This is a genomic window from Kitasatospora sp. NPDC004531 (genome assembly GCF_053602195.1).
The window spans coordinates 30,564-44,182 of sequence record NZ_JBSGDD010000066.1 but is presented as its reverse complement, the minus strand read 5'-3'; the positions used below and the strand labels follow the sequence as shown (position 1 = coordinate 44,182).

At 74.1% G+C, this 13,619-nt stretch carries 18 protein-coding genes; 4 read left to right on the top strand and 14 right to left on the bottom strand.

Annotated features, from left to right (window positions below):
- Positions 1 to 83: 83 nt before the first annotated feature.
- From ACWEMJ_RS24070 to ACWEMJ_RS24060, 3 genes are read right to left on the bottom strand one after another with little or no spacing between them, the layout of a single operon-like run.
- On the bottom strand, positions 84 to 1,052 hold the full coding sequence (locus ACWEMJ_RS24070) for an NADPH:quinone oxidoreductase family protein (protein ID WP_452139181.1): 969 nt from the start codon (positions 1,050 to 1,052) through the stop codon (positions 84 to 86).
- Positions 1,049 to 1,855, bottom strand: coding sequence for an SDR family oxidoreductase (locus ACWEMJ_RS24065; RefSeq protein WP_452139180.1), 807 nt, complete (start codon positions 1,853 to 1,855; stop codon positions 1,049 to 1,051). Before ACWEMJ_RS24065 ends, ACWEMJ_RS24070 begins: the two co-directional genes overlap by 4 nt.
- Entirely contained in the window at positions 1,852 to 2,607 is a 756-nt protein-coding gene (locus tag ACWEMJ_RS24060) for an SDR family oxidoreductase (RefSeq protein WP_452139179.1), read from the bottom strand. The genes ACWEMJ_RS24065 and ACWEMJ_RS24060 overlap by 4 nt, the downstream gene beginning before the upstream one ends.
- Positions 2,608 to 2,788: 181 nt before the next feature.
- Here ACWEMJ_RS24060 and ACWEMJ_RS24055 point away from each other — a divergent pair, with 181 nt between their 5' ends.
- Both ACWEMJ_RS24055 and ACWEMJ_RS24050 read left to right on the top strand, forming a co-directional pair.
- On the top strand, positions 2,789 to 3,445 hold the full coding sequence (locus tag ACWEMJ_RS24055; RefSeq protein ID WP_452139178.1) for a TetR/AcrR family transcriptional regulator: 657 nt from the start codon (positions 2,789 to 2,791) through the stop codon (positions 3,443 to 3,445).
- Positions 3,446 to 3,518: 73 nt separating this feature from the next.
- On the top strand, positions 3,519 to 4,265 hold the full coding sequence (locus ACWEMJ_RS24050) for a DUF2470 domain-containing protein (protein WP_452139177.1): 747 nt from the start codon (positions 3,519 to 3,521) through the stop codon (positions 4,263 to 4,265).
- Positions 4,266 to 4,275: 10 nt separating this feature from the next.
- Here the strand turns inward: ACWEMJ_RS24050 and ACWEMJ_RS24045 are convergent, their stop codons facing one another.
- Positions 4,276 to 5,019 carry a VOC family protein gene (locus ACWEMJ_RS24045; RefSeq protein WP_452139176.1) on the bottom strand — a complete coding sequence of 248 codons (744 nt, stop codon included), beginning with the start codon at positions 5,017 to 5,019 and terminating at the stop codon, positions 4,276 to 4,278.
- Positions 5,020 to 5,379: 360 nt separating this feature from the next.
- Between ACWEMJ_RS24045 and ACWEMJ_RS24040 the strand changes: the two genes are divergently transcribed.
- Positions 5,380 to 6,585: an NAD(P)/FAD-dependent oxidoreductase gene (locus ACWEMJ_RS24040; protein ID WP_452139175.1), complete on the top strand. Its 1,206-nt coding sequence runs from the start codon at positions 5,380 to 5,382 to the stop codon at positions 6,583 to 6,585.
- Between the two features lie 27 nt (positions 6,586 to 6,612).
- On the opposite strand, the gene ACWEMJ_RS24035 is transcribed toward ACWEMJ_RS24040, so the two are convergent.
- From ACWEMJ_RS24035 to ACWEMJ_RS24015, 5 genes are all read right to left on the bottom strand, one after another.
- Positions 6,613 to 6,858, bottom strand: coding sequence for a DUF1876 domain-containing protein (locus tag ACWEMJ_RS24035; RefSeq protein ID WP_452139174.1), 246 nt, complete (start codon positions 6,856 to 6,858; stop codon positions 6,613 to 6,615).
- A gap of 32 nt (positions 6,859 to 6,890) precedes the next feature.
- Positions 6,891 to 7,061, bottom strand: coding sequence for a hypothetical protein (locus tag ACWEMJ_RS24030; protein ID WP_452139173.1), 171 nt, complete (start codon positions 7,059 to 7,061; stop codon positions 6,891 to 6,893).
- Positions 7,062 to 7,142: 81 nt separating this feature from the next.
- Complete coding sequence (locus ACWEMJ_RS24025) at positions 7,143 to 7,823, bottom strand: anti-sigma factor family protein (protein ID WP_452139172.1); 681 nt, start codon at positions 7,821 to 7,823, stop codon at positions 7,143 to 7,145.
- A complete protein-coding gene (locus ACWEMJ_RS24020) occupies positions 7,820 to 8,401 on the bottom strand; it encodes a sigma-70 family RNA polymerase sigma factor (protein WP_452139171.1) in 582 nt (193 codons plus the stop codon). The genes ACWEMJ_RS24025 and ACWEMJ_RS24020 overlap by 4 nt, the downstream gene beginning before the upstream one ends.
- Before the next feature lie 125 nt (positions 8,402 to 8,526).
- A complete protein-coding gene (locus ACWEMJ_RS24015) occupies positions 8,527 to 9,066 on the bottom strand; it encodes a hypothetical protein (RefSeq protein WP_452139170.1) in 540 nt (179 codons plus the stop codon).
- 206 nt (positions 9,067 to 9,272) lie between these two features.
- Between ACWEMJ_RS24015 and trxA the strand changes: the two genes are divergently transcribed.
- Complete coding sequence (gene trxA, locus ACWEMJ_RS24010; protein WP_452139169.1) at positions 9,273 to 9,653, top strand: thioredoxin; 381 nt, start codon at positions 9,273 to 9,275, stop codon at positions 9,651 to 9,653.
- A 185-nt stretch (positions 9,654 to 9,838) separates the two neighbouring features.
- Here the strand turns inward: trxA and ACWEMJ_RS24005 are convergent, their stop codons facing one another.
- The 5 genes from ACWEMJ_RS24005 to ACWEMJ_RS23985 form a co-directional block, all read right to left on the bottom strand.
- On the bottom strand, positions 9,839 to 10,594 hold the full coding sequence (locus tag ACWEMJ_RS24005; protein WP_452139168.1) for a pirin family protein: 756 nt from the start codon (positions 10,592 to 10,594) through the stop codon (positions 9,839 to 9,841).
- A gap of 99 nt (positions 10,595 to 10,693) precedes the next feature.
- Entirely contained in the window at positions 10,694 to 11,128 is a 435-nt protein-coding gene (locus ACWEMJ_RS24000; RefSeq protein ID WP_452139167.1) for an NUDIX hydrolase, read from the bottom strand.
- Complete coding sequence (locus ACWEMJ_RS23995) at positions 11,125 to 12,378, bottom strand: DegT/DnrJ/EryC1/StrS family aminotransferase (RefSeq protein ID WP_452139166.1); 1,254 nt, start codon at positions 12,376 to 12,378, stop codon at positions 11,125 to 11,127. Before ACWEMJ_RS23995 ends, ACWEMJ_RS24000 begins: the two co-directional genes overlap by 4 nt.
- Positions 12,375 to 13,367 carry a Gfo/Idh/MocA family protein gene (locus ACWEMJ_RS23990; RefSeq protein ID WP_452139165.1) on the bottom strand — a complete coding sequence of 331 codons (993 nt, stop codon included), beginning with the start codon at positions 13,365 to 13,367 and terminating at the stop codon, positions 12,375 to 12,377. The genes ACWEMJ_RS23995 and ACWEMJ_RS23990 overlap by 4 nt, the downstream gene beginning before the upstream one ends.
- Positions 13,368 to 13,406: 39 nt before the next feature.
- Positions 13,407 to 13,550 carry a hypothetical protein gene (locus tag ACWEMJ_RS23985; RefSeq protein ID WP_452139164.1) on the bottom strand — a complete coding sequence of 48 codons (144 nt, stop codon included), beginning with the start codon at positions 13,548 to 13,550 and terminating at the stop codon, positions 13,407 to 13,409.
- Positions 13,551 to 13,619 lie beyond the last annotated feature (69 nt).

Genomic DNA, 13,619 nt, shown 5'->3' with positions numbered 1-13,619 from the left:
GGCCGCCATCACCATGGGCGCGCCGGACCTCACCGCGCTGAGCGAGGGCGGCCGGTGCCGAACCGGCCGCCCCCGCACGGCAGTTACGGCAGCACGACGATCCGGCCGGTGCTGGCTCCGGCGGCCACCCGGTGCACGGCCTCGGCGGCGCCGGCCAGCGGGACGCGCGCGGAGATCAGCGGGCGCAGCACGCCGGTGGCGGCGAGGGCCGTCAGCGCTTCGTGGCAGTCGAGCACGGCCTGCGGGTCCTTGGTCGCGTACAGGCCCCAATACAGGCCCAGCACCGAGTAGTTCTTCACCAGGGCGTGGCCGAGCGGCGGGGCGGGGATCTCGCCGGAGGCGAAGCCGACCACCACGATCCGGCCCTCGAAGGCGACGCACTTGGTGGAGCCGGTGTAGGCGTCGCCGCCGACCGGGTCGAAGACCACGTCCGCGCCGCGCCCGCCGGTGGCGGCCCGGACGGCGGCGGGAAAGTCCTCGGCCTTCCGGTCGATCACCAGGTCGGCGCCCAACTCCCGGGCCGCGGCGGCCTTTTCCGGCCCGCCGACGACGGCGACGACGAACGCCCCGGCGGCCTTGCCGAGTTGCACGGCGGCGCTGCCGACGCCGCCGGCCGCCGCGTGCACCAGCAGCGTCTCGCCGGGGGCGAGGCGGGCCCGGCGGTGCAGCGCGAACCAGGCGGTCTGGTAGGCGATCAGCAGCGCGGACGCCTCGGCGTCGTCCAGGCTCCCGGGGGCGGGCAGTGCGGCGGCGGCGTTCATCAGCGCGTGCTCGGCGAACGCGCCGGCGGGCAACTCGGCGGTGCCGATGAGGCGTTCACCGGCGCGCGGGCCCTCGACGACCTCGCCGCAGAGTTCCACGCCCGGGGTGTACGGCAGCGGCGGGCGCACCTGGTAGCGGCCGGCGGCCATCAGCGCGTCCGGGAAGTTGACGGCCGCGGCCCGGACCCGGACCAGCAGCTGCCCGTCGCCGGGGACGGGCAGCTCGGCGTCCTCCACCAGCTTCATCACGTCCAGCGGGGCGCCGAGTTCGGCGATCTGCCAGGCTCTCATCGGGTCTCCTCCCGGGCCTCGATCTGCCGCTGGAGCCGGTTCATGCCGTGCAGCCAGCGGTCGGGGGCGGTGGCGCGGGCCGCGTAGTGGCCGGCCACCTCGGGGTGCGGCAGGATCAGGAACTCGCCCGCCGCCATGCCCCGCAGCGCGGCCCGCGCGACGTCCTCCGGCTCGATCGCGGTGGGTGCGAGCAGCACCTGCCCGTGCGCGCCGGTGCCGTCCAGCATCCTGGTCCGCACGCCCTGCGGGCACAGCGCGTGCACCTGGACGCCGCGGTGCCGGTAGGTCGCGGACAGCCATTCGGCGTAGGCCAGCGCGCCGTGCTTGGTGACGGCGTACGGGGCGGAGCCGAGCATGGTGAGCAGCCCGGCGGCGGAGACGGTGGCCAGGAAGCGGCCGCGGCCGCGTTCCAGCCAGTCGGGGAGCAGCAGGCGGCTGGCGCGGACGTGGCCGAGCACGTTGACCTGCCAGGCCTGTTCCCAGGCCTCGGGCGTGGCGTCGGGGCCGCCGGTGGTGGCGACGCCCGCGTTGGCGCAGTACAGGTCGACGGCGCCGAGGTGGGCGCGGGCGGCGTCGAGCAGGGCGGCGACGCCCTCGGCGCTCGCGGCGTCGCCGGGGGCGGGGTGCGCGCCGAGTTCGGCGGCGACGGCGTGCGCGGCGTCCGGGTCGAGGTCGTTGACCACGACGCGGGCGCCGGCGGCGGTCAGCGCCCGGGCCAGGGCCGCTCCGATGCCGTGGCCGGCGCCGGTGACGACCGCGCCGATTCCCGCGAACTCGGCTTCGGCGGACGGGAGTTGGCTCACAGCCCGCCGCCGAGGGTGACGCCGCCGTCCACCACCAGGGTCTGGCCGGTGATCCAGCCGGCGTCCTCGGAGAGCAGGAAGGCGACCGCGCCGGCCACGTCCTCGGGCAGGCCGAGGCGGCCGAGCGGGTAGGCGCGGGCGACCTTCTCCTCGCGGCCCTCGTACAGGGCTTCGGCGAAGCGGGTCTTGACCACGCCGGGGGCGACGGCGTTGACCCGGATGTCGGGGCCGAGTTCGGAGGCGAGTTCCATGGTGAGCCGCATCAGGGCGGCCTTGGAGACGCCGTACATGCCGATGCCGTTGGAGGCGCGGATGCCCGCGATGGAGGCGACGTTGACCACCGCGCCACCGTGCTCGCCCATCCAGGCGGCGTGCGCGCGGCGGGTCCAGGCGAGCGGGGCGAGCACGTTGACGGCGAGGATCTTCGCGGCGGCGACCGGGTCGGTGTCCAGCACCGGGCCGTAGATCGGGTTGATGCCGGTGTTGTTGACCAGCAGGTCGAGGCGGCCGAAGGTCTCCAGCACCCGGGTGACGGCCTCCTCCTGGTGCGCGGGGTCGTCGGACTTGCCGGCCACCGCCAACGCGTGGTCGGGGCCGCCGAGTTCGCGCACCGCCTCGTCCAGGGTCTGCTGGGTGCGGGCGGTGATGCAGACCTTCGCGCCGCGCTGCACCAGTTCGCGCGCGATGCCGAGGCCGATGCCGCGGCTCGCTCCGGTGACCACCGCCACCTTGCCCTTGAACGACACTGTCATCGCCGTACCTCTCGGATGTGCTGCCAGGGATGGTTCCGCTCGCCGCATGCCGACGCCGGTGCTCCGGCCGACGGCTTGACTAAGCGCTTGCTTAGCATCTTGGCGGCGGGCGACACTGTCAACAGTCCACCCCGTCCGGCGCCGCCCCGACCGGCCCGAACCATCTGCGAGGATTGCCCCCATGAACGACCCAGCGACCGCCGCCCTCTGGCCCGGGGAGCGCACCGAGGCGGCACGGCGGCTGCTGCTGGCCGCCGTGGACTCCTTCGCCCGGCGCGGCTACCACGCCACCACCACCCGGGACATCGCCACCGCCGCCGGCATGAGCCCCGCCGCGCTGTACATCCACTACCCCTCCAAGGCGGCCCTGCTCGCCGAGATCTCCCGCACCGGCCACCGGGCGACGCTGGAGCTGGTGGAGCAGGCCGAGGCCTCCGCCGCCGACCCGCTGTCGCAGATGCGCGCCCTGGCGGAGTCCTTCACCACCTGGCACGCCCGCGGCCACACGGTCGGGCGGATCGTCAACCACGAGCTGCACGCGCTGCCCGAGGAGGACTTCGCAGCCGTCGCCGAACTGCGCATCCGGATCGAGGAGACGGTGCTGCGGATCATCGCCCGAGGGGTGTCGGAGGGCGTCTTCCAGGTGCCCGACCAGCGCACCGCCGCCCGCGCCGTCACCTCCCTGGGCATCGACGTCTCGCGCTGGTACACCGAGCGCAGCAGCGAGTCCCCGGAGGAACTCGGCCGCCGCTACGGCCAGCTGGTGCTGCGCATGCTGGGCGCGCCGGCCGCCGCGGTCGAGGACGTCACGGTCGAGGACGTCACGACCGAGAGCTGAGCCCGCGTCGCGTTGGACGCCCGTCCCCCGATTGACTTAGGTTAGCCTCACCTAAGCAAGAAGGAGGCTCCTCGTGCTGCCCCAGTCCGCCCGCCGCTCGCCCGCCCCCACCGCCGCCGAACGCGCCCGCACCCTGCTGGAGTTCGCCTCCTCCGCCGTCCTGGACATCTCCGGCGCCGACCTCACCGCCCGCCCCGGCCTGCCCCCGCAGGTCGCCTGCACGCTGCGCCCGGACGGGTCGGTGGCCGTCCGGGTCGGCCGCGAATCCGCCCTGCACCGGATCACCGCCCTGGCCCGCACCCCGCTCACCGCCGAGCTCGACTGCGTGGACGTCGCCCCCGTCGCCGTGCCGCACCGCGTCCGCGGCCGGCTCCGCGTCCGGGGCCGGCTCAGCCGCTGCCCCGCCGAGACCCCGCCCGCCGGCGAGGGCGTGCTGCTGCGGCTGGACATCGACCACCTGGCGCTGGACGACCTGTGGGGCTCCGAGTGCTGCGTCGACCCCGCCGAACTGGCCGCCGCCGAGGCCGACCCGGTCGCCGCCGACGAGACCCGCCTGCTCCAGCACCTGGCCGCCGCGCACGCCGACCAGCTCCTGCTGCTCGCCGCCCGCGCGTCGGCCGACCGGCCCGCCCAGGGGCCGCTCCGCGAGGCCCGCCCCGTCGCCCTCGACCGCCGCGGCCTGCGCCTGCGCCTGCTCGGCGGCACCCCGCTGGACGTCCGCTTCGACTTCCACCGCCCCGTCGCCCACCCCGACGAGCTGCCGGCGGCGCTGCACCGGCTGTTCGCCCACACGGCCCCGCCGGTGCGTCAACTCCCTTGAGCGGCAGGCCTCAACGAGCGGGCGCGAGGACCGAGAACCGCCCGCCCTCCGGGTCGGCCAGGCGGGCCACCCGGCCGAACGGGGAGTCGGCCGGGCCGTCCAGGACGCGGCCGCCCAGGGCGGTGGCGCGGTGGGCGGTGGCGTCGGTGTCGGCGACCGAGAAGAACACCTCCCAGTGCGGGGCGAGGTCGTGCGCGGGCCGCAGCGCGGCCACACTGCGGCCCTCGGAGCGCAGCACGACGCGCTCGTCCTCGTACCGGACCTCGAACTCGGCCGGGTCGCGGCCGTCCCAGCGGAACACCTCGCCGTAGAACAGCGCCGCCGCGAACGGGTCGGCGGTGCGCAGCTCGATCCAGGCGGGCGCGCCGGGGGCGGACATCCAGGTGTCGTCCTCGCCGGGCTCGCCCTCCCAGATCCCGAAGGTCGCGCCGAACGGGTCGGCGGCCAGCGCCACCCGGCCCGCGTCGAACGCCAGCGGGCCGACGGCCAGCGTGCCGCCGCGCTCGCGGACGCCGTCGGCGGCACGGTCGGCGCTCTCGATGCCGAAGTAGGTGGTCCAGGCGACCGGGCGCTCCCAGTCCGCGCCGAGTTGGCTGAGCCCGGCGACCTCGACCCCGTCGACGGTGGCGCGCACGTACGGGCCCCAGCGGTCCGGGCCCGGCACGAACTCCCAACCCAGCAGCGGCCCGTAGAACCGCTGCGCGGCGTCCATGTCGCGGACCGTCAGGCCCGCCCAGCACGGCACCGCGGGCACACAACGCACCGTGGCCGTTCGCTCCGCCACCATCCCTCGGGCTCCCTTCACCACCGCCCCGACCACCACCGGCCGGACCCGCCCCAGCCTAGGCCGCCACCCCCGCCCCACCCCGCTCCGCCTCGCGGACGGCCGCCCAGCGGATTCCCCGCCCCCGGCACCCCAATCACCCGCCCCCCGGCCCCCGTCACCCGCCATCCCGGCCACGCCCCCAGCCCCCGTCACCCGCCATCCCGGCCACGCCCCCAGCCCCCGTCACCCGCCATCCCGGCCACGCCCTCGAACCGGTGCCGATCCCGCCGTGCATCCCCTCCCGGTGCCATGGTCTGGGGACGCCGGATGGCGGGAAGGAGATGGGGCATGGATACCGGAATCGTGATCATCGGGGCGAGCCTGGCCGGGGCGAAGGCGGCCGAGGCGTTGCGTGCGGAAGGCTACGGCGGGCCGATCACCCTGGTCGGCGACGAGCACGAACGACCGTACGAGCGGCCCCCGCTGTCCAAGGGGTACCTGCTCGGCAAGGAGGAGCGGGAGAAGATCTACGTCCACCCCGCCGACTGGTACCGGCAGCACGACGTCACGCTGCGGCTGGGCGTCGCGGCCACCGCGATCGACCCGGCGGCGCACACCGTGACGCTGGAGGACGGTTCGCGGCTGCCGTACTCGAAGCTGCTGCTGGCCACCGGCTCCTCGCCGCGCCGGCTGCCCGTGCCCGGCGGCGACGGGGAGTTCGTGCGGACGCTGCGGCGGGTCGGCGACAGCGAGGGCCTGCGGGAGGCGTTCAAGCCCGGCGCCCGGGTGGTGATCGTCGGCGCGGGCTGGATCGGCCTGGAGGCGGCGGCCGCGGCCCGCACCGCCGGCGCGGAGGTCACCGTGCTGGAGGCGCTCGAACTGCCGCTGCTGCGCGTCCTCGGGCGCGAGGTGGCGCAGGTCTTCGCCGATCTGCACCGCGAGCACGGCGTGGACCTGCGGTTCGGCGCCAAGGTCGAGGAGCTGCGGGCGGACGGGGTGCGGCTGGCCGACGGCACCACCGTCCCGGCGGACGTGCTGCTGGTCGGCGTCGGCATCAGCCCGAACACCGCGCTGGCGAAAGCCGCGGGGCTGGCCGTCGACAACGGCGTCCGCACCGACCAGCACCTGGCCACCTCGGACCCGGACATCTTCGCGGCGGGCGACGTGGCAAACGCTTTCCATCCGCTGTTCGGGAAGCCGATCAGGGTCGAGCACTGGGCGAACGCGCTCAATCAGCCGGCCGTCGCCGCGGCCGCGATGCTCGGCAAGGACACCAGCTACGACCGCGTCCCGTACTTCTTCACCGACCAGTACGACCTGGGCATGGAGTACACCGGCTGGGTGGAGCCCGGCGGCTACGACCGGGTGGTGTTCCGCGGCGACGTCGCCGGGCGGGAGTTCATCGCGTTCTGGCTGTCCGGCGGCAAGGTACTGGCGGGGATGAACGTCAACGTGTGGGACGTGACCGATCCGATCCGCGAGCTGGTCCGCTCCGGGCGCGCGGTGGACCCGGAGCGGTTGGGCGATCCGGCGGTGCCGCTGACCGAGGTCTGAGGGCCGGTCGGGCGGCCCCGGCCGGGGTCATTCGGGCTGCCCGACCTCCTTGTGGGCCTTGGTGAGCAGTTGCATGGCGAGGTCGTTCAGGGCGCGCGCCCCGGCGACCTCCTCGCCGACCCGCAGCTGCGGGCTGTCGGAGTGGTGGCGGGTGGAGTAGCCGTGCGCGCGCAGCTCCGTCCCGTCGCCGAGGCGGACCATGGCCGCGGCTCTGGTGCGGTTGCCGTCCTCCTCGAATTCCATCTCGATGTGCCATCCGACCAGTGTCTTCATGGCCGCCACCTCCCGGGGTGGGTGCAGGGTGTTCAGCGTTCCGGCGGGTTCGCGGGCGCGGGCCCGCCGTTGCCGGGGGCCGGTTCGCAGTCCTCGCGGCCGGTCTCCGTGTGCACCACCCGGATCGGGTGGTGCGGGTCGTCGATGTGGACGACCTGCTGCGGCTCGCCGCAGCGCGGGCAGAGCAGGGGAATGGGATGCATCTCGGCCGTCCACGCGACCCGCGGCAGGTCACTCCCGGGCCCGCGTGGCCTCCTCATCCCCAGTGTGCCGCGCCGGGGTGTTCACCGCCGGGCGGGGACGGTGACCAGGACGGCGGCACCGGAGTGCACCTCGAAGCGGGCGATCGCGGACGGGGCGAGCCCGGTGCCGCCGCCGGTGCGCAGCCCGGTGGTGGCGCCGTAGCCGGTGGCGGGGACGGTCCAGCTGGTGACGGTCTGCCGCGAGCCGTCCGTGCCGACGGCGACCAGCGTGCAGCTCTGCGGGCCGGACAGGTGCCCGAGGTCGAGGGTGATCCGGCTGCCCCAGGCGGCGGGGTCCACGCCGACCGTGGCGGATACCCCGGTGGCCGCGTCGGTGGCGCTGAACTGCTGTGCCACGGCGGCGACTTGGGGCCCTTCGGTGAGCGCCCAGGTGACGGCGGGGCCGCCCAGCGCGAGGATCGCCGCGACGGCGGCCAGGACCAGCCGCCGCACCTTGGCGCGCCGCCGTTCGGCCGCCACCTGGCCGGCCAGCCGGTCCAGCAGCTCGGGCGGCGGCTCGGGCGGCGCGGCGTCCCGGCCTGCGGCGGGCGCGAGTTCGGCCAGCAGCGCGGTGACGGGGGCCAGCTCGGCAGCCTCGGCGGTGCAGCGCGGGCAGTGCGCGAGGTGCGCGGCGAACCGGGCCTCCCGCTCGGGTTCGAGCGCGCCGAGCAGGTGGGCGGCCAGGTCGCCGTGCGGGCCGGGCCCGTGGTCGGGGGTGGTCATGGTGTCACTCCCCGTTCCTCCAGGGCGAGCCGGAGGGCTCGCAGGGCGTAGTGCAGCCGGGAGCGGACGGTGCCGGGCGGCACGCCGAGGACGGCGGCGGCCTCGGTGGCGGTGCGTCCGCGCAGGTAGGTCTCGGTGATCGCGGCGCGGTGCGCCTCGGACAGCGAGCCGAGCGCGTCGGTGAGGGTCATCAGCCGCAGCACCCGGTCGAGCTCGTCCTCGGCGGGGATCCGTTCCAGTTCGCCGTCGGGGACTTCGCGGGGCCGGGCCCGCCGCCCGCGCCGGCCGTCGATGACGATCCGCCGGGCGACGGTGGCCAGCCAGGGCCGCAGGCTGCGGCCGTCGGTGTCGAGCCGGTCGAGGTGCCGCCAGGCGCGGACCAGGGTCTCCTGGACGACGTCCTCGGCGCGCTGGCGGTCGCCGCCGACCAGGTGCAGCACCATCCCGTACAGCGGGCGGGCGTGTTCGCGGTACAGGGCGCGCATCAGCCGGTCCTCGGCGGCGGGGCCGGTGGGGCGTCCGGCGGGGCGCCCGGCCGCCGCGTCGTCGTGACCGGTGGTGCGGGGGTGCTCGGCCACGGCGCCATCCTCGCGCGGGCGCCGGGCCCGGTCGATCGGGGACGACGGGTGCGCGGCGCGGGGCCGCGCCCGCCCCGGCCCTGCCGCCGTCCGCTGCACGGTGTTTCGCCCGTTCGGTACCCGCCTCAGTACCCGCCGCCGGACGGCATGCTCGGGGCGGCGCCCGGCATCGCCTTCTCGCCGGTCGGGGTGGCCGCGAACCAGGTGCCGTCGACGCCCTGGCCGTTGGTCTGGCCGGGCTTGGTGTCCGGGGTGTAGCGGTACAACGGCCAGCCGTTCAGGGTGACTTGACGGGTGCCGTCGTCGCGGGTGACGGTGGAGACCAGCTTGCTGTCGATGCCCTTGAGGGCGGGCGCGCCGCTGCCGGTGGTGAGTTCGGGCGGCCACAGGGTGGCGCAGGAGCCGGTGCAGTGCGACGCCGACGGGTTGTTGGTGTCCCGGTCGAAGCGGTACAGGGTGAAGCCCTGCCCGTCGGTGACCAGCGTCCCGAGGGTGCCGTTGTGCGCGGTCATCAGCGTGGCCTGGGTCTGGCTGCCGGTGTGCGCCGCCGAGGACGAGCCGCTGCCGCTGCTGCCGCAGCCGGCGACCAGGGCGGCGGAGGCCAGCGCGCCGGCGGCGAACAGGGTGAGGCGGCGGCGGTGGAGCGTGCTGCCGGTGGTGGTCATGGGGGTGCTCCCGTCGGGGAGGGGGCGGCCGGCCCGGGGCGACCCGGGGTTCGACCGATTCGCCCGGGGGTACGTACGGCGGGCCCGGAACGTTCAGTGCGAGCCGGGTGCCCGGAATAGTTCCGCAGGTGGCGGGGTTGTGGCGGGCGTGGGTCCGAACGGGGCCCGCTCCGGAGATACCCGGCTGTGGAAGGCAGGTGGCGGCGATGAGCACGGTGGAACTGACCAAGGACAACTTCGACGAGGTGGTCCAGGGTGAGGACGGCAAGGGGTTCGTCCTGATCGACTTCTGGGCGGCCTGGTGCGGTCCCTGCCGCCAGTTCGCGCCGGTCTTCGAGCGGGCCGCCGAGAAGCACCCGGACATCACCTTCGCGAAGGTCGACACCGAGGCGCAGCAGGAGCTCGCGGCGGCGTTCGAGATCCGCTCGATCCCGACGCTGGCCATCATCCGCGAGGGCGTCCTGGTCTTCGCCCAGCCGGGCGCGCTCCCCGAAGCCGCCCTGGAAGACCTGATCGGCCAGGCCCGCAAGCTCGACATGGCCGAGGTCCACGCCGGCGTGGCGGCGCAGAAGGCCTCGCAGAACTGACGCCTACGGCAAGCCCGTTGACGAGAAGGGGCGCCGGGTATCCCCCGGCGCCCCTTCGTCATGCCCGCCGCCGGACCGCCGCAGCCGTGCCCTCGCGGGTACGCGCCCGACTCCGCAGCGTTCGCGGACACGCGAAAGGCCCGCCGGGCGGCTGGTTTGCCGCTCGACGGGCCGGTCGGACCGGGTCAGTTGAGGGTGGCGGTCATCTCCCACTGGAGCAGCTCGGCGCCCTCCGGGCCGGCGGTGACCCGCTGGCCCTCGGCGCCGGTGATGCGCAGCGCGTCGCCCTCGTGGAGCAGGCCGGCGCCTTCGACGGCGGCCTCGCCGCGCGCCACGAAGAGGTGGACGAACGGGGCGGTGGCGAGTTCCAGGGTCTCGTTCGGGCGGATCCGGGCGACGTGCAGCGCGGCGTGCTTCTGCCGGATGCCGATCGCCCGCTGGTTGCCGTGCTTGCTCATGCCGGACGCGAGGGTGGTCCAACCGCCCTGGGAGAGCTGGTCGTTGATGTCGAGCTGCTCGTAGCCGGGGACGATGCCCGCGGTGTCCGGGATGGTCCACATCTGGATGAAGCGGACCGGGTCCTGGTGCTGCGGCTCGCCGGTGAGCGTCCAGGAGTCGTTCTTCTCGCTGTGCAGGATGCCGGTGCCGGCGCTCATCCGCTGGGCGAGGCCCGGGTAGATGACGCCGTTGTGGCCCTCGGAGTCCTGGTGGACCAGGCCGCCGTCGAGCACCCAGGTGATGATCTCCATGTCCCGGTGGGGGTGGGTCTCGAAGCCGGTGCCGGGGGCGACGATGTCGTCGTTGGAGACCAGCAGCAGGCCGAAGTGGGTGTTCGCCGGGTCCCAGTGGTGGGAGAACGAGAAGGAGTGCTTGGAGTCCAGCCAGCCGGCGCGGGTGTGGAAGCGCTGGTCGGCGCGGCGCAGGTCGATCGTGGATGCCATGGGGTTCTCCTCCGTCGGTGTCTTGTTGAATCATAAACCATCTGCGCGGGCCATCCATTCCACCGTGCCCCGCGCCGCAGAACCCGGCGCGGAGACCGGTCAGGTGGTGATCAACCTCCTCACCGACTCGGTCACTTCGGGCAGATCGCCGGCCGGCGCCCATCGGTAGGCGTCGTGCTCGGTGAGGATCACCGGCTCCGTCTTCTCCACGGTCGCCGAGAAGTTGAACTGCCGCGTGGTGGTGCCGCGGCTGTTCCGGTAGTCGAAGTGCCCGAGGTAGCCGGTGATCTCGCTGATGGTGAGGCCGGTCTCCTCAGCGGTCTCGCGATGCACGGCATCCAGGATGCTCTCGTCGGCCTCGACGGTGCCGGAGGGGATCTCCCACAGGCCGCCCATGTAGTCGTCCGGGTTGCGCCGGACGAACAGGGTGCGGCCGTCGTGGCTGATGACGGCCGCGGCGACGAAGCCGCTGACGCCGTCAGCTTCGGCGGCGGCCGCCAGGTCGGCCACGAATTCGGGGGAGGTGACGATCACAGCAGCTCCTTGTGGTGGTCGCTGATCTTGACGGCCGCGCGGACGTACTGCTCGGCCAGCTCCAAATCCTCCTCACGGTGCCAGACCGGGAGCTTGATCGTGTGCGCGTGAGTGTGTTCGGCGACGGGGAAGTCCCCGGCCCGGTACGGGCGGTGGGAGTGCGGGTGGCCGGAGAACAGCAGGTGCGGCTGCTGGTACAGCGGCAACAGGTTCATCGGGCAGGTGGAGCCGGGCCGGTCGAACTCGGTGGCGCCCTCCGCGACCAGCGCGCGGTGGAACCTGTCGATCGGCAGACCGCCGAGCTCGTCCGGCTTGTAGATGATCGTCAACCCGTACCAGGACGGGATCACCCCTTCGGGCATCGGCATGATCTCCAGACCGGGGATGACGGCCAGCTGCCGGCTGAGGTAGCGGGCGATCTCCGCGCGTCCGGCGAGGTAGCTGTCGAGGCGGTGGAGTTGGTCGTGGGCGAGAGCGGCGGCCAAGGGGTGGATGCGGAGCTTGAGACCGGCCCCGGTGGCCGCGTACCGCGCGAGCGGATGGCCTTCCGGGATCTCGCCCCTGGCCCGCTTGTTGTAGTGCGCGAAGGCGATGGTGCGGTAGTACGTCTCGTCGTCGTCGGTGAGGACGAAGCCGCCCTCGCCGCCCGACAGCGGCTTCGGGCCGTTGAGGGAGAAGGCCGACGCCAGCCCGAACGTGCCGACCTTCTGCCCCGCGACGCTCGCGCCGTGGGCGTGCGAGCCGTCCTCCAAAACCAGCAGGTCGTGGGTGTTCGCCACCGTGATGACCTCGGCCATGTCTGCGGGCCGTCCCCACAGGTGGGTGACCATGATCGCGCGGGTGCGCGGGGTGACGAGCTCCTCGATCCGGGCCGGGTCGATGTTGCCGTCCGGGCCGGTCTCGCACAACACCGGCACCGCTCGGAGGCTGAACAACGGGGAAGCGGTGGCGTGGAAGGTCCAGGCCGGAACGATCACCTCATCGCCGGGGCGGACGCCCGCCGCCCAGTACGCGGTGTGCAGGGCGGAGGTGCCCGAGGCGGTGGTGATCGCGTGGCGGACGCCGAAATACTCCTGGAGGCCGTCCTCCAGGTCAGCGACGATGCCGGAGCGACCCGGGAGGGAGATCGCGGTGTCGAGCTGGGCGGCGACCTTGGCGCGGGTGCCGCCGTCGATCGGCGGCCACTGGAAGTGCGGACCGGTGGCGGTGACGGCGGGCCAGCCGCCCAGCAGGGCGAGCGTACTGGTCACAGCATCTCCTTCGGGTTGACATACCGTCCGGCCGCCTTGGAGCGGTAGCAGGACGCGATGAACGCGGCGTGGGCGAGGTGCTGGTCGGGGCCGGAGGTATTGGGGCGCTGACCGTCCAGGACCCGGCAGAAGTGGTCGATCTGGGCGGTCGCGGCGCCGGCCGGGGCGTGCGGGCGCCTCAGTTCCTCGACCACGGTGCCGTCCAGGTTCAGGCGCTGGACGACTCCCTTGGTCAGCAGGACGGAGCCGCGGGTGCCGACGACGTTCAGGCGTTCGGTCTTCGGCGCCATCCAGCGGGACAGCAGCAGGGAGCCGTAGAGGTCGCCGTCGTAGCCGAGCTGCACGACGGCGGTGTCCTCCGCGTCGTAGTCCGCGTCGGGCAGCGCGGCGGTGGAGAACTCGGCGATGATCCGCTCGGGCAGGCCGAAGTACCACAGCAGCAGGTCGATCAGGTGGTAGCCCATGTCGATGATGCAGCCGCCGCCGGCCTGCCGGACGTCGCCCCGCCATCCGGCTTCGGGGTGGTCGGTGTGGAAGGTGTACTGGCCGTCGATCAGGAACGGAGTGCCGATCTGGTCGAGGAGCCCGATGGTGCTGGTGCAGATCGGGTTGAAGCGGCGCTGGAGGGCGACCATCAGCTCGATCCGCCCGCGCTTGCAGATCTCCGCCAGTTCCCTGGCCTCCTCCGGGGAGGTGGCGAAGGGCTTCTCCTTGAGCACGTGGACGCCCCGGGCGGCGCACTCCTGGACGACCTGACGGCCGACGTGGTGCGGCACCGCGACGATCACGAAGTCCGGCTCCGCCTCGTCCAGCATCTGCCGGAAGTCGGTGAACCCGGGCGCCCGGTAGGCCTGCTGCTGGGCCCGCAGTGCGTCGGGGTCGCTGTCGCAGAGCGCGACGAGTTCGGCCTTGCCGGCCTCGGTCAGGCCCGGGAGGTGGTCTTCGACGGCTTGGTGGCCCAGGCCGATCATGGCTGCACGGCGTTTCATGGCAATCCCATCCAGAACATTGGGGCGAGGTAGGGCCGGTCAGGCGTCCGCCGGAACGCTGTCCGGCAGTTCGGCGGCGGACGGCGAGCCGACGGCAGCGGTCCCGCCGTGGCGCACGGCGATGCCGAGCATGGTCACGGCGGCGATGTTCAGGACCACCCCGAGCGGCTGACTCTCAGTCAACGGCTGTGCACGCTCGGGCGGCAGGTGCCAGGCTGTAGGCCAGTTGTCGGCCCGTGTCGACCTGGGGAG